Below are 25459 nucleotides of genomic sequence, written 5' to 3'. Positions count from 1 at the left end.
CATGCAGTTGCAGGTCCACTATCTCGTATAGTATAATATAAACGCTGACAACCGGCGGGGGCAGCAGGCGACCTGCCCCCAATCATGTCCCAGTAGCTCAGCTGGATAGAGCAACGGACTTCTAATCCGTAGGTCGGGGGTTCGAATCCCTCCTGGGACGCCAAAAAAAGACCGTCTTCAGGTTAAACCCTGAGGCGGTCTTTTATATTTGTCATTTAAGTTTTTCGCAATAAACAAAGGATCAATGACCGGACATTTCCAGGCGGAGGAGCCTGATTTCCCGGTCGTGCTCTTCCAGCTTGACAGAAGTTTCTATTTGCCTGCGTGCAATGTACTCAACCCTGTCTTCGATTTTGGCCAGGGAGTTCCTGATGCTGACAAAGTAGTCCATGTGAACCGCGCGGGCATCGAAGAGGGCGCGGATCTTGTCGATGATTTCGTTTTCGATGCGGGCTTCCATCCGTTCCATGCGCCCGGCGAGCTCCTGCTGGCCCTGCTCCAGGCTGCCGACACGCTTGACGAGTTCCTGCTGGCCCTGCTCCAGGCTGCCGACACGCTTGACGAGTTCCTGCTGGCCCTGCTCCAGGCCGCCGATGCGTTGCTCCACGTTGCCGATGCGTTGCTCCATATTGCCGACGCGTTGATTCAAGGCCTTTAATTCACCGAGGATTTCTTTCAGCAGTTGCTCGGACATGGATCGTTCCCCCCTTTCAATTATATTTCCCTCCCGGGTAATCGTGGGCTTACCAGGAAATCTGGGGATACATCGAAGAAGCCAGCGAAGGCATCCCCACCTGCTGAGTTTTTGTTTTACAGGCCGACCCTGGCGCGGGCGAAAGGCTCCATGTGGCCGCGCACATTGAGGCTCTTGGACATGACGATCATTTCCCCGTCTTCCAGGGGGATGCCCGTTTTGGGGTGAGGACCTATCTGCTCAACCAACCATTCTTTGAACAACTGCAAGCCGCCCATGTTGACCGGGAAACCGCCCCACAAATCCCAGGCCCGGAAGTAGACGTAAAAGTGCATCCGGTAAACGCCGGCCTTTCTATCCAGGCGGATTTTGGTGTCAATCAGCCTGAGGCAGGGCAGGGACTTACCCCTGGCCAGGTCGGACGGAGAAGCGATTTCTATGCACCCCTTCACGTGGTCAAATCCGTAGGTGCGGTAGTAGCGGATCAGGTCGTCCACCTGCTGGCAGATGCGTTCGCCGTAGGTATACGACTCGTTCTCTGCCTTGTACGGGTTCAGGATATAGGTGGCAAAGTACTCCTCGATCTTGTCCATCGTGGTAGGGGGAGCTGGAATACCCAGTCCGGGCGGCAGGATATCGCAGAGCGGCCGCTCCCAGGGGTGGGTGATCTGGCAGACTGCGAAATCAAACTCCCGCCGGCTGTTGTCGCACCGGCCCTGCTCGTCCGCGCCGCCGCCCCACTCGGGGAAATATGTATAGGCGTCAATTTCAAACAGCTTTTTTAAAAGCAGGTACCAGGCTTCAGGCAGGTTCCTGGCTCTAATAAAAACTGGCTCAAGGTATTCCCTCATATCTTCAGACATTTCCGTCCTCTCCTTTTGCTGGTATGGGTACCGGTATGAATTTAACATTTGGGAGATTTTTGGTCAAGATATATCTTAGCCTGGCGGACTCTCTTGACAGGGTTTGTCCCGGAATTCTTCACCGGGATCAGCCAGAGAGCTTGAAATACAGGAGATTTCCAGCGGCCCGAAAAACTTTCGGGCTTTTTGTTTTCCCTTAAGCTTGTGGGATCATAACCCGGGGGAAAATTTCTTTAAAAATGATCTTTTTAAAATGGTTTTTGCCCTTTTTGTCGAATAGTGCTTATTTGTGTGTAAATGATCTGCGTAGGAGGGGAAAAAGTGAGTTCTGTAATTTTGGTGAGGCATCCTCTGGTAAGCGACCGGCTCAGGACTTTACGGGACCGGGAAACCGACACCGAGTTGTTCCGCAGGGCTTTGAGGGAACTGGGCCTGATTCTGGCCATTGAAGCGACCCGCCACCTGCCCACCAGGGAAACCGCCGTGGTTACACCCCTGGGTGTGGAAGCCCGGGTTGAAGAGGTGGATTCCTCCAGGTGCCTGTTGGTTCCGGTGCTACGGGCGGGCCTGGGTTTTGTGGACAGTTTTTTTGAATTCCTGCCCAAGGCCAGGGTGGCCCACGTGGGCGTGGCCAGGGACCACGATACACTGGAAGCGAGGGTTTATCTGAGTTCAGTGCCCGGCAATGCGTTTGAGTACGATCATGTATTTATCCTGGACCCCATGCTGGCCACCGGCAACAGCAGCGTAAAAGTCTTGGAACTGCTGCGGGAAACCGGCTACTCAACCGAAAAGGTAGTACTGGTTTGCGGGTTTGCCGTGGAGACCGGGATAAAACAGGTTACCCGGAAATTTCCCGGTGTCCGGATCGTAACGGCCGCCATAGACCCGGTGTTAAACGATCTCGGCTATATTGTGCCCGGCCTGGGGGACGCGGGAGACAGGCTCTTTTTGCTATAACCCGCCGGAAAGGTTTTGTTGAACAAAGGGGGAACATTAAGTGAACGGGAGAGAAATACAGGTTGAAGAAAGATTGCCCCTGCTTCAGACCCTGCCGCTCAGCCTGCAGCACCTTTTCGCCATGTTCGGTGCCACCGTGCTGGTGCCGGTACTCTTTAAAATAAACCCGGCCACCGTCTTATTGTTTAACGGCATCGGCACTCTCCTTTATTTGGTCGTCTGCAAGGGCCGCATCCCGGCCTACCTCGGCTCCAGTTTTGCTTTTATTTCACCGGTCTTTGTAGTTTTGTCCAAATACAGTTACAGCGACGCCCTGGGGGGCTTTGTGGCCGTGGGCCTGTTCTTCACTGCCGTGGCCCTGTTAATCGGTGCGGTAGGCACAAAATGGATTGACGTGGTGTTTCCCGCTGCGGCCATGGGTGCCATCGTGGCCGTCATCGGCCTGGAACTGGCGCCGGTGGCCGCGCAGATGGCCGGGCTGGTCGGAGAGCCCGGCAAGCCCTACGTTCCCGATCCCAGGGCGATCACCGTGTCCATGTTCACTTTAGGTGTGACTATCCTGGGAACGGTGGTCTTCAGGGGGTTCATGGCGGTTATTCCGGTCCTGTTCGGGGTGGTGGCCGGGTATGTCCTTTCCCTTTTCCTGGGGCTGGTCAGGACCGATATGATTGTGAGCGCTCCCTGGTTTGCTTTTCCCGACCTTTATTTCCCAACCTTCAACCCGGCTGCCGTGGCCATCATCCTGCCGGCGGCGCTGGTGGTGATAGCCGAGCACATCGGGCATCTCTTCGTGACCAGCAACATCGTGGGCAGGGACCTGGCCAGAGACCCCGGGTTAAACCGTTCCCTGCTGGGCAACGGCCTCTCCACATTGCTTTCGGGCTTTTTCGGCTCCACCCCCAACACCACTTACGGCGAGAACATAGGCGTAATGGCCATCACCAAAGTGTACAGCGTCTGGGTAATCGGGGGGGCCGCCGTTATGGCAATTATCCTTTCCTTTATCGGCAAACTTTCCGCGGCCATCCAGAGCATACCCGTGCCGGTTATGGGCGGCGTTTCCCTTCTCCTCTTCGGTGTGATTGCCGCCTCCGGGATCCGGATGCTGGTGGAGTCGAAGGTTGACTACAGCAAGGCCCGCAACCTGATCCTGACCTCGGTGGTGCTGATTATCGGCATCAGCGGCGCGCAGGTGGAACTGGGGGCGGTGAGCCTGAAGGGCATGGGTCTCGCCACCGTCGTCTCGATTTTGCTGAGTCTCGTTTTTAAACTGCTGGATCTGCTTGGCCTGACAAGGGAATAAAAGTGCCATTGAAAGAAATGGGATAAAGAAGTTAATTTACCAATCTCTGTGGTACAGGGATGATGAATACAAAGGGTTAGTGGAATTAATCATGAAAATTCCTTTTGAAGTTTGGAGCCGGGTATGTCCATGTTATTTGCTCTTGTCCTGGGCCTGCTAACTCTCTATAACGTGGTGCAGTACTGGCACATGGCCGTGCTGGCCTTTCTCCTGGGGACCATGCATGCTCTGGACATGCCGGCGCGCCAGGCCTTTATCGTCGAACTGGTAGGTCGGGATGATTTGATGAACGCCCTGCGGGGACGGGCGATGAGTGTTTATTCCCTGGTATTTATCGGCCTGGTGCCGGTAGGCAATTTTTTCAGCGGTACTGTGGTCCACCTCTGGGGTGCCCCGGCGGGGTTCGCCCTGGGGGGCGGCCTGGCCCTGCTGTTCCTGCTTTTCCTTAGCCGCCGGTTGCTGCGGCATCAACATACCCCAGTCTCTTAATAAGCAGCAACCTTTGACGGCACGGCGTTGTCCTGAGCGAACGACTTTGCGGAGCGCCGGTAACAGTACCCGGCGAAGCGAGGCTGCCGGCTCGGCTCTCGAGGACGCCAAACGCAATCAAACGGAAGAACACCTATTGGAACACATCGGGCAGTTTGAGGGTGATTGAAAGGAAGTAGTGACGATGGTAATCCGCAGAGAGCCAGAGCCGGCCCGAAGCAAGCCGTGGTACTGTCGGCGCGGAGCACTGGAGTGAGCGTGGACAACGCCGTGCCTCCTTCGAACAATAAAAAACCGGGAAACTTCACTGAGTTTCCCGGCGCGCCAAAGGGGTTTTCCCTTAGTGAATGGCCGTGATAAAGGCTCCGGCGGCCACGGCGGTACCGATTACGCCGGCCACGTTCGGCCCCATGGCGTGCATGAGCAGGTAGTTTTGCGGGTTGGCTTCCGCACCCAGCTGGTGCACCACCCGGGCGGCCATGGGAACAGCGGATACTCCTGCCGCACCGATCAGCGGGTTGACCTTGTTCGTGGTAAACAGGTTCATGATCTTGGCGATCATGATGCCGCCCGCAGCCGCGAAGGCAAAGGCCACGATACCGAGAATGAAAATGTAAATGGTTTGGGGCTTGAGGAAGGTTTCCGCCGACATGGTGGCGCCAACGCCCAGGCCCAAAAAGATGGTCACGATATTCATCAGTTCGTTGCGGGAAACGTCGGTGAGGCGCTGGACCACACCCGATTCCATGAACAGGTTGCCCAGCATGAACATGGCGATTAAGGGCGCCGATTTAGGTACCAGCAGGATAATCACCAGGCTGGCCAGCAAGGGGAAGAGGATCTTTTCTCCCTTGCTCACCGGGCGCATTTGTTTCATGACCATGGCCCGCTCCCTGGGCGTGGTCAGCAGCTTGGCCACCGGCGGGATAATCAGGGGCACCAGGGCCATGTAGGAATAAGCAGCCACGGAAACCGCCCCCATCAGGTGCGGGGCCAGGTTGGCCGACAGAAAGATGGTGGTGGGACCGTCGGCACCTCCAATGATGCCGATGGTGGCCGCTTCGGCAATGTTAAAGCCAAATAACAGGGCAGTGAAAAAGGCTGCGTAGACTCCCAGCTGGGCGGCCGCCCCCAGCAGTAAAGTTTTGGGATTGGCAATTACCGGACCGAAGTCGGTCATGGCTCCCAGACCGAGGAAGATCAGGGGAGGGATCAACTCGTTCTGGATTCCGTTATGGAAGAACATGTAGTACAACCCTCCCGGTTCCATCAGTCCGGTGAGGGGAAAATTGGCTGCGAAAATGCCGAAACTAATCGGCACCAGCAGGAGGGGTTCGACCCCTTTTTTTATGGCCAGGTACATGAGGCCAAAGGCGACCGCCCACATGATTAAATTGCCCGGGGTCAAACTGAGGAGCCCTGTGCTGTTAATGGTCTCGGTCAATTGCTCCAGCATAGCCAATCCCCCTTTCCTTATTCAAGGGTCAGGATTACCGTATCGGGGTTGACCACATCGCCCGGGTTTGCCTTTATTTCCTTGACCACACCGCTGGCCGGAGCGTAGATTTTGACATACATTTTCATGGCTTCGATGGTGGCCACAGGGTCATTTTCTTTCACCTGATCTCCAACTTTTACATCAACTGAAATTAACTTGCCCACCATGGGGGAATTTACCGGAGTAGCCACTTAAAACACCTCCCCTCTTAATGAATTGCCACTGTTTTCCCCTGAGCGGGGGCCTGCTGGGATTGTTGGGCGGCAGTTTTTTTCCTGGCGCTATAGGCAAAAAGCCAGCCGGAAAAGCTCACCACCGCGCTTAGTATGCCCAAGGCCAAAAACACCGAAACAATACCGCTGATGGCCACTACCACAGCATTAGTCCAGTCGATCATTTAATAGACCTCCTTTTAATTTTTATAAGTGCCCGTTACAGAACTACGGTAACCACTCAGGTGCAACCATCCAATTTTTGCTTATTGTATTCAACAAACAGTATATTGTATACAGACCAAAAATACAACCCCCTTTCTTACTTTTCTAAAAGAATGTTCAAGTTTCTAAATATCAGAAAGCACGATCTTTTATAATTTAGGAATTTATTTATTTATTTATTTTGTTTGCGGGTTTTCCGGTGTTGCCCGGAGCCCGCAATACATGCAGTTTGCCGGGACTCCAGGTGATCTAATTTTTTGACAGAATTTCGTATTGCAGTTTTTACTCTCTTCAGGTAAAATACCTTACTAGCTTGTAATGCATATATCGGGCCAGCAAGAGCTTTTTCGGCAAAAATTTTACCATTAAATTTTTTGGGGGCTGGGAGATAAAAGGCCTTTCTTCTGGAGGAAATATCCTTCAACCGTAGAATTAAGTATTTACATGAAAAATGGTTACACTATAGTATTGTTCGGCCTATAATGGCAAAAGGGGTTAAATCTGGTTATTAAAAAAGCTTTTATAAGGGGGAGCATAGATGAAAGCTAACGCGGAAAGGATAGAGAAAAACACTGTTTTACTGGAAGTAGAGGTAGATGCCGATCAATTTTCCCAGGCAATGGATAAGGCCTATCGGAAGCTGGCCAGGAAGGTTAACGTGCCCGGTTTCCGGCCTGGTAAAGCTCCCCGGATTATCCTGGAGCGGCATATCGGCAAACAGGCATTGCTGGATGAAGCAGTGGAAATGCTTATTCCGGAAGCCTATTTCAAAGCGGTAGAAGATACGGGTATTGAACCGGTGGCCCAGCCCCAGCTGGAACTGGTCCAGGTGGAAGAGGGTAAGCCGGTGGTATTTAAGGCCAGGGTAGTAGTAAAGCCTGAAGTGGAATTGGGCCAGTATAAGGGCCTGGAAGTAACCCGACCCAGTACGGAAGTAACGCCGGAGGATGTACAACAGGAACTGGAACGGTTGCAAAACCGCCATGCCAGGCTGGTGAGCCTTGACGAGGGTGCGGTGCAGCAGGGAGACCTGGTTACCATTGACTTTGAAGGCCGGGTGGACGGGGAACTATTTGAAGGCGGGAAGGCTACCGACTATACCCTGGAGGTTGGGAACGCCGGGTTAATCCCCGGTTTTGAGGACCAGCTGGTGGGGATGGCCATCAACGAAACAAAGGAGATCACGGCCCGCTTTCCCGAGGACTATCCCAAGCCGGAGCTTTCGGGCAAGGAAGCAGTGTTCACCGTCACCGTGAAGGCCATCAAGCGTAAGGAGCTGGCCCCGCTGGATGACGAGTTTGCCAAGGACGTGAGTGAGTTTGATACCCTGGAGGAATTAAGGGCGGACCTGGAGAATAAATTAAAACAAGCTGCCGAAGCCAGGGCAAAAGCCGAAACCCGTCAGGCTGTCCTGAAGAAAGCGGTGGAAAATGCACAGGTTGATATCCCTGAGGAAATGATTCAAACCCGTCTAAAGGAAATGCTTCAAAGCCTGGAGCGCCGCTTAATGGTCCAGGGCCTCACCCTGGAAAACTACCTGAAGTATTCAAACAGCACCATGGAGGAAATGGAAGAACGCCTCCGCCCGGATGCCCAGGAGAGCCTGAAGACCATGCTGGTGCTGGATGCCATCGCCAGGGCTGAAAACATCACCGTCACCGAAGAAGAAATACAGGCGGAAATTGAGCGGATGGCCAAAGAAATGCAGCAGGACCCCGCAGTAGTGCGTAAAGTGGTGGAAAGCCAGGGGCAGCTGGAGGCGGTCATAACGGGGTTAGTCCGGGAAAAGGTAATCCAGTTTTTGGTGGACCAGGCTAATGTAGTCGCGCAGGACGGGCAACCGGCGACAGAGTAAATTCCCGCTTGTGATCGCTTTAAAATAATCCATCCTTTACGCAGGAGGTAACGTTACCATGTCGACTTTAGTACCGATTGTCGTTGAGCAAACCAACCGCGGTGAGCGGGCATACGATATTTACTCCCGTCTTTTAAAGGACCGGATTATTTTCATCGGCGGACCCATAGACGATCATGTAGCCAATCTGGTAATTGCCCAGATGCTTTTCCTGGAGGCCGAGGATCCGGAAAAGGATATCCATTTTTATATCAACTCCCCCGGCGGCGTTGTCACTGCCGGGCTGGCCATTTACGATACCATGCAGTACATTAAACCAGATGTTTCCACCATCTGCCTGGGGCAGGCCGCCAGCATGGGTTCCTTTTTGCTGGCTGCCGGAGCCAGGGGCAAGCGTTATGCATTGCCCTACGCCCGGATCATGTTGCACCAGCCCCTGGGCGGGGTGCAGGGTCAGGCGACGGAGATTGAGATCCATGCCCGGGAGATCCTTCGCATAAAGGATATCTTGAATGAACTGCTGGCCAAACATACGGGCCAGCCCAGGGAAAAAATTTCCCGGGATACTGAGCGGGATTTCTTTATGTCCGCTGAGGAAGCAAAGGAATATGGTATCATCGACGAGGTGTTGACCTATCGCAAGTCAAAATAAAAGAGGTGTTTAGCTATGTTTAACGACAAGGGTCAGCTCAAGTGCTCCTTTTGCGGCAAACTCCAGGACCAGGTCAAAAAACTGGTGGCCGGTCCCGGGGTATACATTTGCGATGAGTGCATTGAGCTTTGTAACGAAATTATTGAAGAGGAACTGAGCGAGGACCTTGGGCTTGACCTGGGAGACATCCCGAAGCCTAAGGAAATCAAAGAAATACTGGACCAGTACGTCATCGGCCAGGAGCAGGCCAAGAAAACCCTGGCCGTGGCGGTTTACAACCACTACAAGCGCATCAATCTGGGTGGCAAGATAGACGATGTGGAACTGCAAAAGAGCAACATCATCATGCTGGGGCCTACGGGTTGCGGTAAAACCCTGCTGGCCCAGACCCTGGCCCGGTTGCTCAATGTTCCCTTTGCCATTGCCGATGCCACATCCCTGACCGAGGCCGGTTACGTAGGTGAGGACGTGGAAAACATCCTTTTAAAACTCATCCAGGCGGCCGATTACGATGTGGAGAAGGCGGAAAAGGGCATCGTCTACATTGACGAAATCGACAAGATCGCCCGCAAATCGGAAAACCCGTCCATTACCCGGGACGTGTCCGGCGAGGGCGTGCAGCAGGCTCTCTTAAAGATCCTGGAAGGCACGGTGGCCAGCGTGCCGCCCCAGGGCGGTCGCAAGCACCCCCACCAGGAGTTCATCCAGCTGGATACCACCAATATCCTGTTTATCTGCGGCGGTGCCTTTGACGGCATTGAGAAGATCATCCAGAACCGCATCGGGAAAAAGGGCCTGGGCTTTGGCGCCGAAGTCCAGAGCAGGCGGGACCAGAAAATTGGGGAAATCTTAAGCCAGATCCTGCCGGAAGACCTGCTTAAATACGGTCTTATCCCCGAGTTTGTGGGCCGCTTGCCTATTATCGTCACCCTGGATGCCCTGGATGAGGAAGCCCTCATCCGCATTCTGACCGAGCCCAAGAATGCCCTGGTCAAACAGTATGAAAAACTGTTCGAGCTGGATGGGGTGAGCCTGGAGTTCCATCCCGACGCCCTGCGGACGGTGGCCCAGGAGGCCCTCAAGCGCAACACCGGCGCCCGGGGACTGCGGGCCATCCTGGAGGACATCATGCTGGACGTGATGTATGAAATTCCCTCCCGGGAAGATATCGCCAGGGTGATCATTACCAGGGACACCATCCTGAAAAAGGATAAGCCCCTGGTGGTGGCCGTAGACCGCAAGAAGAAGAAGGAAGAAACGGCGTAATTGCCGGAAGGTGAAATACAGATTGCAGGCACACGTAGCCATACGTGTGCTTTTTTGTTTCATGGGGGATACTCAGTTAACTGTGAAAAATAGGGTAGCGGTGTTTTTTAGATGCATAAAAGGGCAATAATAGATCTTGCCAAAAATCAAGGCAAGGAGGCATGACCGTGGCAGAGTTTCCCGGGGGACTGGGCAGCTTTATTACCTTTGTCCAGGTTTTCTTTGGAGTGATCATTGGCCTTTACTTCTGGAACCTGTTAAAGGCCCAGCAGGGTAATAGAACGGCCGTGGAGCGGGAATCCCGCAAGGAAATAGAAAAGCTGCAGCGGTTGCGGTCCATTTCCCTCACCGAACCGCTGGCCGAAAAAACCCGGCCCAGCAAATTCGAGGAGATCATTGGCCAGGAGGAAGGGCTCCGATCCCTGCGGGCGGCCCTTTGCGGCCCCAATCCCCAGCACGTCATTATCTACGGGCCACCCGGGGTGGGCAAGACGGCAGCCGCCAGGCTGGTGCTGGAGGAGGCCCAAAAAAACCCCCATTCTCCCTTCAAGGAAAATGCGAAGTTTGTAGAGGTGGATGCCACCACCGCCCGTTTTGACGAGCGGGGGATTGCCGACCCCCTGATTGGTTCGGTGCACGATCCCATCTACCAGGGAGCCGGACCCATGGGCATGGCGGGTATACCCCAGCCCAAACCCGGTGCGGTGACCAGGGCCCATGGGGGGGTACTCTTTATTGATGAAATTGGCGAACTTCACCCGATTCAGATGAACAAGCTGCTCAAGGTCATGGAGGACCGCAAGGTTCTTTTAGAAAGCGCCTATTACAGTTCCGAAGATCCCAATATTCCCGGCCATATCCATGATATCTTTCAAAACGGCCTGCCTGCGGATTTCCGCCTGGTGGGGGCCACCACCCGCACCCCGGAGGAAATTCCGCCGGCGCTGCGCTCCCGCTGCGTGGAGATCTTTTTCCGCCCTTTGCTGCCCCATGAAATTGAAATTATTGCCGCCAACGCCGCCCGCAAGGTTGGTTTTCCCCTGGATGAGCGGGGGCTGGCGGTCATTAAAAAATTTGCCACCAACGGGCGGGAAGCGGTAAACATTGTACAGATTGCCGCCGGTATTGCCCTTACCGAGGGGCGCCAGCAGATCAAAGCGGCCGATGTGGAATGGGTGGTGCACAGCGGTCAGTACAGTCCCCGGCCCGAAAAAAAGGTGGCCTCCCAACCTCAGGTGGGTCTGGTCAACGGCCTGGCCGTTTACGGCCCGAATATGGGGGCGCTTCTGGAAATAGAGGCCAACGCCCTGCCCGCTCCCCGGGGCCAGGGCAAGGTGATCGTCACCGGCGTGGTGGACGAAGAAGAGGTGAACGGGCGGGGACGGACCATGCGGCGCAAGAGCATGGCCCGGGGGGCGGTGGAAAACGTCCTCACCGTCCTGCGCCGCACCACTGACGTGGATCCCCGGGACTACGACATCCATGTGAATTTCCCCGGCGGCATTCCCGTGGACGGGCCTTCGGCCGGGGTGGCGGTGGCCACGGCGGTATACTCGGCCATTACCGGTACCCCGGTGGATAACCGGGTGGCCATGACCGGCGAGGTTTCCATCCGCGGTCTCGTGCTGCCCGTGGGGGGGATTGTGCCCAAAGTGGAGGCCGCCCGCCAGGCCGGGGCCAGGAAGGTTTTCATCCCCCGGGAAAATTACCAGGAGCTTTTCCGCGACCTGCCGGATATAGAGGTGGTGCCGGTGGACAGGCTGGAGGAGGTGCTCAAAACGGCCCTGGTGGAACAACCCGGCGCCGCCCGCAAAAGCGTCCTACCGGCGCCGCGGGATGTGCTGGCGGCGGCGGGATTGCTTTCTTCCCCCGGCCTTTCGTCAAACCACTGCTCAGGAAGTTAAAACCAACCCCAAAAAACTTACGAAAGAATGTTAGCTTACCACACCCGGCTTATAAAGCCGGGTTCTTGTTTTTCCGTGCCACTTATTACTATGGCAGGAATGTTAGGTGTATGTTAAAATAGTGGTGTATGTGGCCGGAACGCAGAACCATACCGAGAAGGAGGTGCAGCTATGGAGCCGGTAGTACGAATCTTACCATTGCTGCCGTTAAGGGGCATTCTGGTATTTCCCTACATGGTCATCCATCTCGACGTGGGTAGGGAAAAGTCGGTGCAGGCCATTGAGCAGGCCATGATGAGCGACCGCATCATTTTCCTGGCTACCCAGAAGGAAGCCCAGACCGACGAGCCCGGCGTTGATGACATATACCGGATTGGTAGCGTAGCCGAGGTGAAACAACTCCTCAAGTTGCCCGGCGGCACCATCCGGGTTCTGGTAGAAGGTCTTGCCCGGGGCCATATCAGGCGTTACCTGGCCCATGAGCCCTTCTTTAAAGTAGAGGTGGAACAATATAACGAAAATTTTATCAAAACCCCCGAGATTGAGGCGCTGATGCGCAGCCTGGTTTACCAGTTCGAGCAATACGTGAAACTCTCCAAGCGCATTCCACCGGAAACGGTGGTTTCCGTAGTCAACCTGGAAGAACCGGGGCGGCTGGCCGACATCGTTGCCTCCCACCTGCCCCTGCGCATAGAGGAAAAACAGCAGGTGCTGGAAGCCGTGGATATTGTCAAACGGCTGGAGAAGCTGTGCGCCCTGGTGGCCAGGGAACTGGAGATCGTGGAACTGGAGCGCAAGATCAATATCCGTGTGCGCAAGCAGATGGAGAAAACCCAGAAGGAATACTACCTGCGGGAACAGATGAAGGCCATTCAGCGGGAACTTGGTGAAAAGGACGAGCGCGTGGCGGAGGGAGAAGAATACCGGGAAAAGATTGCCGAAGCCAAGCTGCCCAAGGAAGTGGAAGAAAAGGCCCTCAAGGAAGTGGAGCGTCTGGAAAAAATGCCGCCCATGGCAGCAGAATCGGCGGTTATTCGCAATTACCTGGACTGGTTGCTGGCGCTGCCCTGGAGCAAGAGCACCCGGGACCGGCTGGATATCAAAACTGCCGAAGCCATCCTGGACGAAGACCATTATGGTCTCACTGAGGTCAAGGAGCGGATCCTGGAGTACCTGGCCATCCGCAAGCTGGCCAAGAAAATGAAGGGACCTATTTTGTGCTTCGTCGGCCCGCCGGGGGTTGGCAAGACCTCCCTGGGCCGTTCCATTGCCCGGGCCCTTGAGCGCAAATTTGTGCGCATTTCCCTGGGCGGTGTGCGGGATGAAGCGGAAATCCGCGGTCACCGCCGCACATACGTGGGGGCGTTGCCGGGCAGGATAATCCAGGGGATGCGCAACGCCGGTTCCAAGAACCCCGTATTCCTGCTGGATGAAATTGATAAGATGAGCATGGACTTCCGGGGCGATCCTTCGGCGGCCCTGCTGGAAGTGCTGGACCCGGAGCAAAACAACAGCTTCAGCGACCATTACATTGAAGTACCCTTTGACCTTTCCAATGTAATGTTCATCACCACGGCCAACGTCCAGCACAGTATCCCGCGGCCCCTTCTGGACCGCATGGAAGTGATCCAGATTTCCGGTTACACCGAAGAGGAAAAGGTGCAGATTGCCCTAAGGCACCTTTTGCCCAAACAGCTGAAGGAACACGGTCTCACCCGTGAGATGTTCAGCATTTCGGAAAAAGCCATTCGCCGGGTTATCCGGGAGTACACCCGGGAAAGCGGCGTGCGTAACCTGGAGCGGCAGATTGCCACCCTTTGCCGTAAGGCCGCCCGGCAGATCGTGGCGGAGGAAACGAAAAAGGTGCGCGTTACCGTGCAAAACCTGGAGCACTTCCTGGGAACGCCCAAGTTCCGCTACGGGGTGGTCGAACAGGAAGATCAGGTGGGCGTGGCCACCGGCCTGGCCTGGACCGAGGTTGGCGGCGACACCCTGGCCATCGAGGTTACCATTTACCGGGGTACCGGCCGGCTTACCTTAACGGGTAAACTGGGTGAAGTAATGAAGGAATCCGCCCAGGCGAGCTACAGTTATGTGCGCAGCCGGGCGGCCCAGCTGGGCGTGGATGAAGAAGTATTTGACAAACACGATATCCACATCCATGTCCCGGAGGGAGCCATCCCCAAGGACGGGCCTTCGGCCGGCATTACCATGGCCTGCGCCCTGGCCTCGGCCTTCACGGGACGCAAGGTGCGCCATGATGTGGCCATGACCGGGGAGATTACCTTAAGGGGTCGCGTGCTGCCCGTGGGCGGCATCAAGGAAAAGGTACTGGCCGCACACCGGGCTGGTATCACCACGGTGATTTTGCCCAAGGATAACCGTAAGGAGCTGGACGATATACCGCACAACGTCAGGAGCAAGATGCAGTTCATCCAGGTGGAGCACATGGATGAAGTCCTGGAGATAGCCCTTTTAGAAAAGGAGCAGGAGCACGAAGCTACTGAACTGGGCTCCCCTTCCGGGGAAGTTTCCGAGGTTTCCTACCAGCCCGTGATACCGGTCAAGGAGGATCCGGCCGCGATCCATGAACATCGTTTCTGCTGAGTTTGTTAAAAGCATAACTGAACTTAACCGGTGCCCGGCCGGGGGCAGACCCGAGGTAGCCCTGGCCGGGCGCTCCAATGTAGGGAAGTCGTCCCTGTTGAACTGCCTGGTCAACCGCCGGAATTTAGCCCGCACCAGCAATACCCCGGGCAGGACCCGTACCCTGAATTTTTACCTGATCAATAACCGGTTTTACCTGGTGGACCTGCCCGGCTACGGCTACGCCCGGGTGCCGGAGAAGATGCGGGTCAGCTGGGGACCCTTGATTGAGGGCTACCTGTCCCGCCGCCCGGAGCTGCGGGGTGTAATCCAGATCGTGGACCTGCGTCACCCTCCTACCGCCCAGGACGTGCAGCTGTACCAGTGGCTGAAACATCATGGCTTGCCTACGGTGGTGGTGGCCACAAAGGCGGACAAGCTTTCCAAAAGCCAGGGCCTGCGGCAGCTGCAGGTAGTCCGGCAGACCCTGGGTTTAACCGGGGAGGCCCCCCTGATTAAATTTTCCGCCCGCACCCGTGAAGGGCGGGACGATCTCTGGCACGTCATCGAGGAATGGATAAATTAAATCTTTAAACGTTGAAACCAGCGCGGTTTTTCCTTTTCCGGAACGTACTGCACCGTTTCCACGGCTTTTTGGGCAAACTGGTTGTTTATTATTTGTTCCGGGGGAATCCTTCTGGCTACTTCCCGGGACTGGTCCAGCAAATCCATTAGATAGTTAAACCTTTCGGGATCGATGACCGGGTTGGTGGCCCAGGTTTCCTGGGCCCGGTAGCGCTCAATGGCCCGCAAGAGGAGGTTCTCGTTCATATCCCTTAAATAAGGCCCGACCACCCGGGCAGCCTCGCGGGTGCTGTGATGGGCCAGCCAGAGCTGGGCCTTGTATACGGCATTTGTAAAACGCTGCAGGGCGACGGGGTTTTTGCGGATGAAATCCGTCCTGGCCACGTAAACCGTCGCCGGCAGGGGACCTGCTTCTTTACCCAGGGAAACCACCACCCGGCCCACCCCCGCGTTTTCCACCATTGAGGCCTGTGGTTCGGCCAGGATGATAAAATCCCCCGACCCTGCTGAAAAGGCACCTATGCGTAAAGACGCCGGAATGTTGGTATAGAGGGTTACCTCCCGGTAGGGAGCGATGTTGTTTTGCCTTAAAAGACCCTCTAAAAGCACCGTCTCAATGCTTTCCGGCCAGCCAGTAATGACGGTCTTTTCTTTTAAACCGGCCCATTCAAAGGAGTCCTTTGCCTTGCGGGCCAGCAGGAAATGGCTGTCCCGCCGGGTCAGGGCGGCAAAGGCCATCACGTCGTCCATAGATCCGTCTGCCCGGCTGTAGATGGCCTCTTCCAGGCCAACTAAGACTACGTCGGCCCGTTCGCCGGCCAGGGCGGGCAGCAATGTTTGTTCATTGGCCGTATTTTCCAGAACCACTTCCAGCCCCTGCTCCTTAAAAAAACCCAGGGCCAGGGCTATGTAATGGGGCAGGTGGTAAACCGAGTGCGGCCCCTCCATTAACCGTATGATGTTGGTTTCCGGTTGTGGTTGGCTAAACCTTTTAATGATTATGGCACCCGCTGCCAGGGTCAGGCTTAAGAGCAGCAAAAGCACCAGCAACAACCTGGGCCTGCCCAATTTTTAACACCCCCCGTTCTCCATGGCCTCATTTTCCCCTTTAACTATCTCTATGGGGTTATTAGCATTTCATGCCAGGAATTTGTCCCGGAGGTTGCTAAAAAACGGGGATCACATTATAATGTTCACAGATTACAGGGAGGAGAGGCATTATGACGCAATTTGACATGCCCACCACTTATGATCCCCGGGCCGTGGAGGAAAAGTGGTACCGCTACTGGGAGGAAAATAAATTCTTTCATGCCAAGGTTGATGCCCGGGAGCCTTTTTCCATTGTCATGCCCCCGCCCAATGTCACCGGGCAGCTGCACATGGGGCATGCCCTGGATAATACTCTGCAGGACATTCTCACCCGCTGGCGCCGCATGCAGGGCTATAACACCCTGTGGCTTCCCGGCACCGACCATGCGGGTATTGCCACCCAGGCCAGGGTGGAAGAACAGCTGGCCAGAGAGGGGAAAAGCAAACATGACCTGGGCCGGGAGAAGTTCTTAGAGCGGGTCTGGGCCTGGAAGGAACAGTACGGCGGGCGCATAACGCACCAGCTGCGCCGCCTGGGGGCTTCCTGTGACTGGGACCGGGAGCGCTTTACCATGGACGAGGGGTGTTCCGAAGCGGTCAAAGAAGTTTTCCTGCGCCTGTATGAACAGGGCCTCATCTACCGGGACTATTATATCGTCAACTGGTGCCCCCGCTGCCACACCACCATTTCCGACATTGAAGTGGAGCACCTGGACAAGCCCGGGCAGCTCTATTACATCAAATACCCCACCAGGGACGGTCGTGATGCCATTACCGTGGCCACCACCCGGCCGGAAACCATGCTGGGTGACGTGGCCGTGGCTGTTCACCCCGGGGACGAACGCTACCGGCACCTGGTGGGCAAAACCCTGGTCCTGCCCCTTTTGGGCCGGGAAATGCCCGTCATTGCCGATGAGTACGTGGATCCCTCCTTTGGCACCGGGGCGGTGAAGATTACTCCCGCCCACGATCCTAACGACTTTGAGGTGGGGCGGCGGCACAACCTGCCCCAGGTGCGGGTGATCAACAAGGACGCGGTGATGAATGATGAGGCCGGCCCTTACCGGGGCCTGGACCGCTGGGAGTGCCGCAAAAGGATCATCAAGGATTTAAAAGAGCAGGGTTACCTGGTCAAAGTGGAAGATCACAACCACGCCGTGGGACACTGTTACCGCTGCAACACGGTTATTGAACCCATGCTGTCCCGCCAGTGGTTTGTGCGCATGAAACCCCTGGCCGAACCTGCCATCCGGGCGGTAAAGGAAGGCCGCATTCGCTTCGTGCCGGAACGCTTCACGAAAATTTACCTGAACTGGATGGAAAACATCCGGGACTGGTGCATTTCCCGGCAGCTCTGGTGGGGCCACCGCATCCCGGTGTGGTATTGCCGTGACTGTGGGGAGGTCATCGCGGCCAAGGAACCGCCCCGGAAATGCACCCGCTGCGGCTCAAGCCGGCTGGAGCAGGATCCCGACGTGCTGGACACCTGGTTTTCCTCGGCCCTGTGGCCCTTTTCCACCCTGGGCTGGCCGGAAAAGACGCCGGAGCTGGATTACTATTATCCCACTTCCGTGCTGGTGACGGGCCGGGATATCATCTTCTTCTGGGTGGCCCGGATGATTGTGAGCGGCCTGCACTTCATGCAGGAAGTGCCCTTCCGGGAAGTGTTTATCCACGGCCTGGTTCTGGATGCCCTGGGGCGCAAGATGAGCAAGTCCCTGGGTAACGGGGTGGACCCCATTGATGTGATTGAAAGTCACGGTGCGGACAGCCTGCGCTTTATGCTGGTGACCGGCAATACGCCCGGCAACGACCTGCGCTTTCACTTTGAGCGCCTGGACGGGGCGCGGAACTTTGCCAACAAGATCTGGAACGCTTCCCGCTTTGCCCTGATGAACCTGGCGGATTATGACCCGGCGGCGGCCCCGGGAAGGGAATACCATACCCTGGCCGACCGCTGGATATTGAGCCGCTATCAGGCCTGCGTCCAGGAAGTGACCCAATTCCTGGAAGCCTATGAGCTGGGAGAAGCAGCCCGGGTGCTCTATGAATTCATCTGGGACGAGTTCTGTGACTGGTATATTGAACTGGTCAAGCCCCGCCTTTACCGTGCCAAAGACGGCCGGGACCGGGCCTGCGCCCAGGACGTACTGGCCCGGGTGTTGCGGGGAGCCATGGAGTTGCTCCATCCTTTTATGCCCTTCATTACCGAAGAAATCTGGCAGCGCCTGCCCCACCAGGGGCGCACCATTATGCAGTCCCCCTGGCCGGTTTATCAGCCGGAGCTGCGGGATGAAAGGGCCGAGGCCGAAATGGCGGTGCTCATGGAGGTAATCCGGTCCATCCGGCACATCAGGAGCGAAATGAATGTACCCCCGGGCAAGACGGCCGATGCAATTCTGGTGGTAACGGACCCGGATACCCGGGATTTGGTCCAGAAATGGCCCGGTTACATCGAGGGGCTGGCCCGCTGCCGGGTACAGGTGCGGCCCGAGCTGGAAGAGATTCCCCCGCAGGCTGCCCACGGGGTGGCCCGGGGAGTGGAAATTTATGTACCCCTGGCTGGACTCATCGACATTGACCGGGAGCTGGCCCGCCTGAAAAAGGAACTGGCCGCAGTGGAAAAGGATCTCAAGAAGGTGCAGGGCAAGCTGGGGAACGAAAGTTTCCTGGCCAAAGCGCCGGCGGAAGTGGTGGAAAAGGAACGGGCCAAAGAAGCGGAGCTGGCGGGCAAAGCAACTGCCATCCGGGAAAGGCTGGCAATGCTCGGGGGATAAGTTTAATTGATACCTCCGGTTTTATGAATACCTGGTATGCCAGTGAGTGCTGGGTCCAAAGCGAACGACTTGCATAAAGCACGTTCTTTGTTTGAGGTGACAGCGGTGCAGTACGATGAAGCCATGACCTACCTGCAGAACCTGACCAAATTCGGTATAAATTTCGGCCTGGGGCGCATCAAGGAGCTGTTGCGCCGGCTGGGGGATCCCCAGAAAAAGCTAAAGGTGGTGCATATCGGGGGCACCAACGGCAAGGGTTCCACCACCGCCATGGTGGCTTCCGTCCTCACCGCCGCCGGTTACCGCACGGGTACTTTCACCTCGCCTCACCTGCATTCCTATACGGAACGGTATCAAATTGATGGAGTGCAAATCTCGGCTGAGCGGGTGGCCTCGTTGATCAGCCAGCTGAAGCCCCACCTGGAAGCCATGGTGGCGCAAGGTTTCGAGCATCCCACCGAGTTTGAGGTCAGCACCGCCATGGCCTTCAAATATTTTTACGAGGAAGGGGTAGATTTCTTAATCCTGGAGGTGGGGCTGGGGGGAGCCATTGATTCCACCAATGTAGTGGAAAGGCCTTTGGTTACGGTAATCACCAACGTAGCCATGGATCACATGGATTACCTGGGGCAAACCATCCGGGAGATTGCTACTGTCAAGGCCGGAATTATCAAGCCCGGGGTCCCCCTGGTGACGGCCTGCCGGGGAGAAGCCCTGGAAGTGGTGGCACAGTTTTGCCGGGAGAAGGGTTCACCCATGGTGCTGGTGGACCGTGTTACTGGTGGCACTTCCAGTATGGACCCCGCCATTGCTTCGGGTGAAGAAACGGCAGTTGAGTTCAACCCGGGGATTTCTTACCGCACCGTTTTGTGGGAGGCAGCCGCGGGTGGGTTTGATCAGGGCGGGCAGTACCTGACGGTGCACGGCCTGCGCCGCACCTACCGGGATCTCTTTATCCCCCTCCTGGGGCGGCATCAGCAGGTGAATACCGCCGGGGCGGTGGCGGTGGTGGAATTGCTGGTGGAGCAGGGGTTTGCCATTCCTGAGGAAGCCCTGTACCGGGGCCTGGCCGCAGTCCGCTGGCCGGCCCGGTTGGAGATTGTCTTGAGCCGGCCCCTGGTGCTGCTGGACGGTGCCCATAACTACGACGGCGCCCGCAGCCTGGCCAGAGCATTGGACGACTATCTCCCCGGCAAAGAAGTTGTGCTGGTCATCGGTATGCTGGGGGATAAGGAGCGGGGCCGGGTGGTGGCTGAGCTGGCCCCCCGGGCCCGGGCGGTGGTGGTTACCCGGCCCAACAGTCCCCGGGCCGGCGACTGGCGGCGTCTGGCCGAAGAGGCCCAAAAATATGTACCCAAGGTCTACACCATCGAGTCCGTTCCCGAAGCCGTGGAGCATGCCTTATCCATGGCCCGTCCCGGTGATGTGGTTTGTATAACCGGTTCACTGTACATGGTGGCCGAAGCCCGGGAGGTGCTTATGGCGAAGGTGAATATGATGGCGAGCACCGAATGAACCGGTGCTTTTTTAATTTGGCACAGTTGGATAAAACCTCCCCGGCCAACTCATAATACCATCTCGAAGGGGTAATTCACCATTCGCCCCATTCCCGGGAGGTGTTCCTTTGGTCCGCATTTTAAAAAATTTTGCCCGGATTTTGCCGAAGGGCAAAAAAAGCCCCCAATCCCTCAAGGAAAGCCACGTTCAATGGGAGCAAAGCTACGAGGCCGGGGAATTGAAAAAGATGCCCCTGAGTTCCCGGTTAAAGGACAACCTGGCCCTTATTAAGCAAATCCTGGGGCACAGCAGCGATTTGGTTATCCGCGAGCTTCAGCTTGGTGTTGACGGGGGTGTTCCCGGGGCCGTTGTTTTTATTGACGGCATGACGGACAAAGGTACGGTCAATGACACTTTGATCAAAGGCCTGACCCTGGAGTCCCGCATGGCCGGCCTGGGGGGGAAGGCGGCCGGGGATTTGTTCACCCTGGTTCGTAATTTCATGATTAATGTGAGTTCGGTGAAGGAAGCTGCTACTGTTTTTGAACTGCTCGATGGGATTCTTTATGGTGACGTGGCCGTACTCATTGAAGGGAAAGCAGCGGCCCTTCTGGCCACCGCTCCCGGCTGGCCGGTGCGGGGTATCGAGGAGCCCACCAGTGAGAGCGTGGTGCGGGGGCCCCGGGAGGGGTTTACCGAGTTGCTGCGCACCAACACCTCCCTCATCCGCCGCCACCTGCGCAATCCCAACCTGGTGATCGAGAGGATCACCCTGGGGGAGCGCACCCGTACCTTTGTGGAGATAGTTTATCTCAGGGGATTGGCCGATCCCCGGCTGGTGCAGGAAGTGAAGGACCGTCTTTCTCGCATCAAGGTGGACGGCATAATCGAAAGCGGTAATATCGAAGAATTAATCGAGGATCACCCGTATTCTCCCTTCCCCCAGGTGTTCCGCACCGAGCGTCCCGACCGGGTGGTGAGCATGCTTCTGGACGGGCGCGTGGCCATTATCACCGACGGTACCCCCTTTGTGCTCATCGTGCCGGCGGAGTTTGTCGTTTTCATACAGTCTTCCGAGGACTACTACGAACGCTTCTTTCTGGCCACGGCCGTACGCTGGCTTCGTTACATTGCCTTTATTGCATCTTTGATATTACCTTCGCTTTACATATCCATTACCACCTTTCACCAGGAAATGATTCCTACCCGGCTTTTGATCAACATAGCCGCCTCCCGGGAAGGGGTGCCCGTCCCGGCCTTTGTGGAGGCCTTCCTGATGGAATTTACCTTTGAGGCCTTGAGGGAGGCCGGCATCCGCCTGCCCCGGAACGTGGGCCAGGCGGTGAGCATTGTGGGTGCCCTGGTGATCGGCCAGGCGGCCGTGTCGGCCGGGATTGTGTCCAGCCTCATGGTTATAGTCGTGGCCCTGACCGGTATCAGTTCCTTTGTGGCACCGGTATTCAGCATGGCCATCACCATGCGCCTGTTGCGCTTCCCCATGATGGCCCTGGCGGCCACCCTTGGGATCTTCGGGGTGATGATGGGGCTTTTGGCCATCCTGGTACACATGGCTTCCATGCGTTCCTTCGGCATCCCTTACCTGGCCCCCCTGGCCCCCATGCACGCCAGGGATTTAAAGGATGTGATGATGCGGGCGCCCCTGTGGGCGAGGGAGGCCCGCCCTTCGGAGCTGGCCAAAGAGGATCCCATCCGCCAGGTGCAGGGTTTGAAACCCGCCCCACCAACCCAGAAAGGGCAAAAGGGGGGCGGCGGTGGGCAGAAAAGGTAACAGAAGCCGCATCTATATCTTTGCAGGCTTAAAGGGTAGTGGCCAGATGAGCAGGTTTTGTTTTGCTTGTAGCCGGCCAAAACAACCAGAATCAGTCCCGGGTCATCGTTTCCGCCTTTTTCCCCGGGGCGGGCGGATTAAGGTGTTAGTGTTTCTGTTGTTGTTTTTGCCTCTCGTCCTCAGTGGCTGCTGGGACCACCGGGAGGTGGAAGAGCTGGGCATTGTTTTGCTCACGGCCGTGGATGCCGCCCCCGAGGGCAAGATACGCGTGGTAGTGCAGACCCTGGTTCCCGCGGCAGTTGCCGGCGGAGGCGGGGGTGGCGGTATGAGCGGTGTCGGTGGCGGTGGTGGTGGGGGGGGTGGCGGGCGCAAGCGCTACCACAACCTGGCCACGGAGGCCAGGACGGTTTTTGAGGCCATCCGCCGGTTGTCCATGGAAAGCCCCCGGGAGCTCTTTTTCGCCCACAACCAGGTGATCATTATTTCCGAAAAACTGGCCCGGGAAAGGGGGGTTGCGGAAGTGATGGATTTCTTTGAGCGCAACCGCCAGTTCCGGCGGGATACCTGGATCCTGGTGGCCAGGGGGGATCCCAGGGATATCATGGAGGTTCCCGTCCACCTGGAGGTCACCCCGGCACAGGATATCGTGGGGATAATCAACAACCAGGAACTTTCCGCCCGTTTCGCCCCCACCCACCTGGGGGAATTTGTCGAGATGCTGGAGAATTCAGGCGTGGAGCCCTATACGGCCATTTTGGAAGTAGTGCCCAACGCCGCTTTTAGCCGCATGTCCCTGCATCCCGGGGGGGCAGGGCCTGCGCCCTTTCATAACATCAAACTTACCGGGACAGCCGTTTTTCGCCGGGACAGGTTGGTGGGATGGCTTAACGAACGGGAAGCCCGGGGATTGTTGTGGGTGCGGGGGGAAGTGCGGGGCGGGCCAGTCACCTTTTCCCTTCCCGGCTCCCGGGGTGAACAGAAACTGGCCGTGGAAATTTTGCGTGCCGGCCGCGGGGGAGTGAAGCTGGAACCGTTTCTGGCCAGCGGGCAGCCGGGCATGAGGGTGGAGATCAACACCCGCGTGAACATTACCGAATCGGAAAACCTGGAGATTGATTTAAGGAATCCCCAGGTCATTTCCCGGCTGGAAAAACAGCTGGCCGGGGTAATCAAGCAGGAGGTCATGGCCTGCGTAACCAGGCTGCAGGAGGAATACCGGGCCGATGTCCTCGGCTTTGGTGAAGCGGTGCACCGCAAGTATCCCCGGGTGTGGAGGCAAGTGGAACGGGAATGGGAGGATGTTTTCGCGACCATGCCCGTGACGGTAGAAGTGAAAGTCGTGATCCGGCGTATGGGCCTGATCAATAGGCCCCTGCAGCCTTCAGGGATGCAGGAAGTTGGCTTAATAAACATATCAAGGAGGGTAATGTACGATGGAGGTTGTTTTGCTCAGCCTGGTCTTTATCATCATTATCGCCCTGCAGGTTCCGCCCCTGGTTAAAAAGAAAATGTGGCGGGAATTGATTGCTTTTAGTGTGCTTTTGTTCCTTGGCATGATCTACAGCTTTGGCCTGGTCCTGAGAATACCGCTGCCCAACCCGGCCAAAGCCGTGGAAGCCGTTTTTGCCCCGCTGACCAGCTTGATCCAGAAGGCCCTCACTTAAAGGATGTGCCGGCGCCGGCAGTTTGGCCGGGTACCCCCGGCAGCATAAGGCTGGACTTTGCCGGCCAGTGGGGCTATAATTAATTCCAGACGTAAGGCCCGTCGTTTTTTGGCGGTGGGCCTTTTTATGTGGAGGGAGCTTCGATGGGTTTGGATCTTGCCCTGTTATTAATCAGTTTGGGGGTTATCCTGGTTAGCGCCGGATTTTTTACCAACGGTGTGGAATGGCTGGGAAGGAAGCTTTGCCTGACCGAGGGGGCGGTGGGGAGCATCCTGGCTGCGGTGGGTACGGCCATGCCGGAAACGGTCATTCCCCTGATCGCCATCCTTTTGGGCGGCGGTGAAGTGGGAGAGGAAATAGGCATCGGAGCCATTCTGGGTGCGCCTTTTATGCTGGGGACCCTGGCTTTGCTGATCAGCGGGGGGGCCGTGCTGGCCTTCCGCCGCACGCGTCTGGAGCCCGATCCCCACGTGATCCGGCGGGACCTGTTTTTCTTCCTGGTGGTTTATACGTTAGCCATTGCGGCTGCTTTTCTACCTCGCCCGTTAAAGCCTGTGGTGGCCCTGGGGCTGATTGTCGCCTACATTTATTTCGTATATGAAACCATCACCGGGGGACGCACCCTGGACCAGGAGGAAGGGGAATGCGAACCCCTTTACCTGTGTAAGAGGCTCGACAATCCTCCCCTGGTTCTGGTAATCGTCCAGGTGCTCCTGGCCTTTTTGGGGATCGTGGCCGGGGCGAAGGTTTTTGTAGATGGCGTGGCGGATCTCTCGGCCATACTCGGCGTGCCTGCTTTTGTTTTCTCCCTTCTGGTTGCCCCTCTGGCCACGGAGATGCCCGAAAAATTTAACAGTATCATCTGGCTTGCCCAGCGCAAGGATACCATGGCCCTGGGTAATATTACCGGGGCGATGGTTTTTCAGAGTTCCGTTATTCCGGCCATCGGTATTATCATGACCCCATGGGTGCTCACGGAGACGGCCTTTATAAGTGCGCTTTTGGCCCTGGCTTCCGGGCTGGTGACTTACCTGTTGCTTTTGCGGCGCGGTTTTCTTGATGCACGGCTTCTGGTGGCCTACGGCGGGGTTTTTTACGCTGCCTTTGTGGCGGCGGTGCTTACTGGAACAATAGGGTAAAACCCGCCCCGCCATACCGCCGGGCGGAAGCGATGCTGGGGAAGTGGAAATCATTTACAGGGCGGAATTGCAGCTTGTCACAAAAGAGGCAAAATGATAAACTAGTACAGATAAGTGGTTAATTTTCGCTGCCGGGTGATGACTGTGGCTAATGCGTACAAGCCCCAGAGAAACTTCTGGTTGCTGGTAATTCTTATGCTGGTCGGGGCCCTGGTGGGTGACGCGCTGGGAGCAGTGATCATTCCTTATTTGCCAATGCTTAAGCCTTTTGCCTCCGTGGGCCTGGCCCCGGCTACTTTAGATCTTCATTTTGCGCGGCTCACCTTTGGTTTTACCCTTACCTTAAGTCCCCTTACGGCATTGGGTTTACTTTTGGGATATCTTTTATACCGCAAACTCTAAAAATGGTGGA

General features: G+C 56.4%; 22 protein-coding genes and 1 tRNA gene. 17 read left to right on the top strand and 6 right to left on the bottom strand.

The features are described from left to right. Positions 1-86 precede the first annotated feature (86 nt). Positions 87-163: transfer RNA gene (locus tag D7024_RS12580), tRNA-Arg, on the top strand. 78 nt (positions 164-241) lie between these two features. Here the strand turns inward: D7024_RS12580 and D7024_RS12575 are convergent. Beyond that, complete coding sequence (locus D7024_RS12575; protein ID WP_121452107.1) at positions 242-694, bottom strand: hypothetical protein; 453 nt, start codon at positions 692-694, stop codon at positions 242-244. Between the two features lie 116 nt (positions 695-810). Next, entirely contained in the window at positions 811-1557 is a 747-nt protein-coding gene (locus D7024_RS12570) for a thymidylate synthase family protein (protein WP_121452106.1), read from the bottom strand. Between the two features lie 321 nt (positions 1558-1878). Here D7024_RS12570 and upp point away from each other — a divergent pair, with 321 nt between their 5' ends. The 3 genes from upp (at position 1879) to D7024_RS12555 (ending at position 4309) form a co-directional block, all read left to right on the top strand. Beyond that, positions 1879-2517 (top strand): uracil phosphoribosyltransferase, encoded by a 639-nt coding sequence (gene upp, locus D7024_RS12565; RefSeq protein ID WP_121452105.1) that lies wholly within the window; start codon positions 1879-1881, stop codon positions 2515-2517. Positions 2518-2557: 40 nt separating this feature from the next. Continuing rightward, the gene (uraA, locus tag D7024_RS12560) at positions 2558-3820 is read left to right on the top strand and encodes a uracil permease (protein ID WP_121452104.1); all 1263 of its coding nucleotides are present in this window, start codon (positions 2558-2560) and stop codon (positions 3818-3820) included. 123 nt (positions 3821-3943) lie between these two features. Then, complete coding sequence (locus tag D7024_RS12555; protein WP_243113778.1) at positions 3944-4309, top strand: MFS transporter; 366 nt, start codon at positions 3944-3946, stop codon at positions 4307-4309. Positions 4310-4649: 340 nt separating this feature from the next. Here the strand turns inward: D7024_RS12555 and D7024_RS12550 are convergent, their stop codons facing one another. From D7024_RS12550 to D7024_RS12540, 3 genes are read right to left on the bottom strand one after another with little or no spacing between them, the layout of a single operon-like run. After that, positions 4650-5765, bottom strand: coding sequence for a sodium ion-translocating decarboxylase subunit beta (locus D7024_RS12550; protein WP_121452103.1), 1116 nt, complete (start codon positions 5763-5765; stop codon positions 4650-4652). 17 nt (positions 5766-5782) lie between these two features. Then, positions 5783-5998 (bottom strand): biotin/lipoyl-containing protein, encoded by a 216-nt coding sequence (locus D7024_RS12545; protein WP_121452102.1) that lies wholly within the window; start codon positions 5996-5998, stop codon positions 5783-5785. Between the two features lie 17 nt (positions 5999-6015). Continuing rightward, positions 6016-6204 (bottom strand): OadG family transporter subunit, encoded by a 189-nt coding sequence (locus D7024_RS12540; RefSeq protein ID WP_121452101.1) that lies wholly within the window; start codon positions 6202-6204, stop codon positions 6016-6018. A 578-nt stretch (positions 6205-6782) separates the two neighbouring features. Here D7024_RS12540 and tig point away from each other — a divergent pair. The 6 genes from tig to yihA all read left to right on the top strand — a co-directional run bounded on the left by tig (position 6783) and on the right by yihA (position 15093). Continuing rightward, positions 6783-8099: a trigger factor gene (tig, locus tag D7024_RS12535; protein WP_121452100.1), complete on the top strand. Its 1317-nt coding sequence runs from the start codon at positions 6783-6785 to the stop codon at positions 8097-8099. Positions 8100-8157: 58 nt separating this feature from the next. After that, a complete protein-coding gene (gene clpP, locus D7024_RS12530) occupies positions 8158-8751 on the top strand; it encodes an ATP-dependent Clp endopeptidase proteolytic subunit ClpP (protein ID WP_121452099.1) in 594 nt (197 codons plus the stop codon). A gap of 15 nt (positions 8752-8766) precedes the next feature. Further along, complete coding sequence (clpX, locus tag D7024_RS12525; protein WP_121452098.1) at positions 8767-10017, top strand: ATP-dependent Clp protease ATP-binding subunit ClpX; 1251 nt, start codon at positions 8767-8769, stop codon at positions 10015-10017. A 167-nt stretch (positions 10018-10184) separates the two neighbouring features. After that, complete coding sequence (lonB, locus tag D7024_RS12520) at positions 10185-11921, top strand: ATP-dependent protease LonB (protein ID WP_121452579.1); 1737 nt, start codon at positions 10185-10187, stop codon at positions 11919-11921. A 171-nt stretch (positions 11922-12092) separates the two neighbouring features. Next, positions 12093-14528 (top strand): endopeptidase La, encoded by a 2436-nt coding sequence (gene lon / locus D7024_RS12515; RefSeq protein WP_121452097.1) that lies wholly within the window; start codon positions 12093-12095, stop codon positions 14526-14528. After that, positions 14509-15093, top strand: coding sequence for a ribosome biogenesis GTP-binding protein YihA/YsxC (gene yihA, locus D7024_RS12510; RefSeq protein ID WP_121452096.1), 585 nt, complete (start codon positions 14509-14511; stop codon positions 15091-15093). Before lon ends, yihA begins: the two co-directional genes overlap by 20 nt. On the opposite strand, the gene D7024_RS12505 is transcribed toward yihA, so the two are convergent. Then, a complete protein-coding gene (locus D7024_RS12505; RefSeq protein WP_121452095.1) occupies positions 15090-16160 on the bottom strand; it encodes an ABC transporter substrate-binding protein in 1071 nt (356 codons plus the stop codon). The two genes, yihA and D7024_RS12505, sit on opposite strands and share 4 nt — an antisense overlap. Before the next feature lie 152 nt (positions 16161-16312). Here D7024_RS12505 and D7024_RS12500 point away from each other — a divergent pair, with 152 nt between their 5' ends. From D7024_RS12500 to D7024_RS12470, 7 genes are all read left to right on the top strand, one after another. After that, positions 16313-18958 (top strand): valine--tRNA ligase, encoded by a 2646-nt coding sequence (locus tag D7024_RS12500; protein ID WP_121452094.1) that lies wholly within the window; start codon positions 16313-16315, stop codon positions 18956-18958. Positions 18959-19063: 105 nt separating this feature from the next. Next, complete coding sequence (locus D7024_RS12495) at positions 19064-20473, top strand: bifunctional folylpolyglutamate synthase/dihydrofolate synthase (protein ID WP_165859364.1); 1410 nt, start codon at positions 19064-19066, stop codon at positions 20471-20473. Positions 20474-20582: 109 nt separating this feature from the next. Continuing rightward, positions 20583-22244: a spore germination protein gene (locus tag D7024_RS12490; protein WP_121452092.1), complete on the top strand. Its 1662-nt coding sequence runs from the start codon at positions 20583-20585 to the stop codon at positions 22242-22244. Positions 22245-22386: 142 nt separating this feature from the next. After that, entirely contained in the window at positions 22387-23745 is a 1359-nt protein-coding gene (locus D7024_RS12485) for a Ger(x)C family spore germination protein (RefSeq protein WP_165859363.1), read from the top strand. Further along, a complete protein-coding gene (locus D7024_RS12480) occupies positions 23678-23908 on the top strand; it encodes a hypothetical protein (RefSeq protein ID WP_121452090.1) in 231 nt (76 codons plus the stop codon). Before D7024_RS12485 ends, D7024_RS12480 begins: the two co-directional genes overlap by 68 nt. A gap of 143 nt (positions 23909-24051) precedes the next feature. Next, a complete protein-coding gene (locus D7024_RS12475; RefSeq protein WP_121452089.1) occupies positions 24052-25047 on the top strand; it encodes a sodium:calcium antiporter in 996 nt (331 codons plus the stop codon). A gap of 144 nt (positions 25048-25191) precedes the next feature. Next, positions 25192-25449 carry a DUF4321 domain-containing protein gene (locus tag D7024_RS12470; RefSeq protein ID WP_435374063.1) on the top strand — a complete coding sequence of 86 codons (258 nt, stop codon included), beginning with the start codon at positions 25192-25194 and terminating at the stop codon, positions 25447-25449. Positions 25450-25459 lie beyond the last annotated feature (10 nt).

The organism is Desulfofundulus salinus, from assembly GCF_003627965.1.
Classification (GTDB): Bacteria; Bacillota; Desulfotomaculia; order Desulfotomaculales; family Desulfovirgulaceae; genus Desulfofundulus; species Desulfofundulus salinus.
The sequence above is the reverse complement of the archived record's forward strand: the minus strand, read 5'-3'. Positions and strand labels throughout refer to the sequence as shown.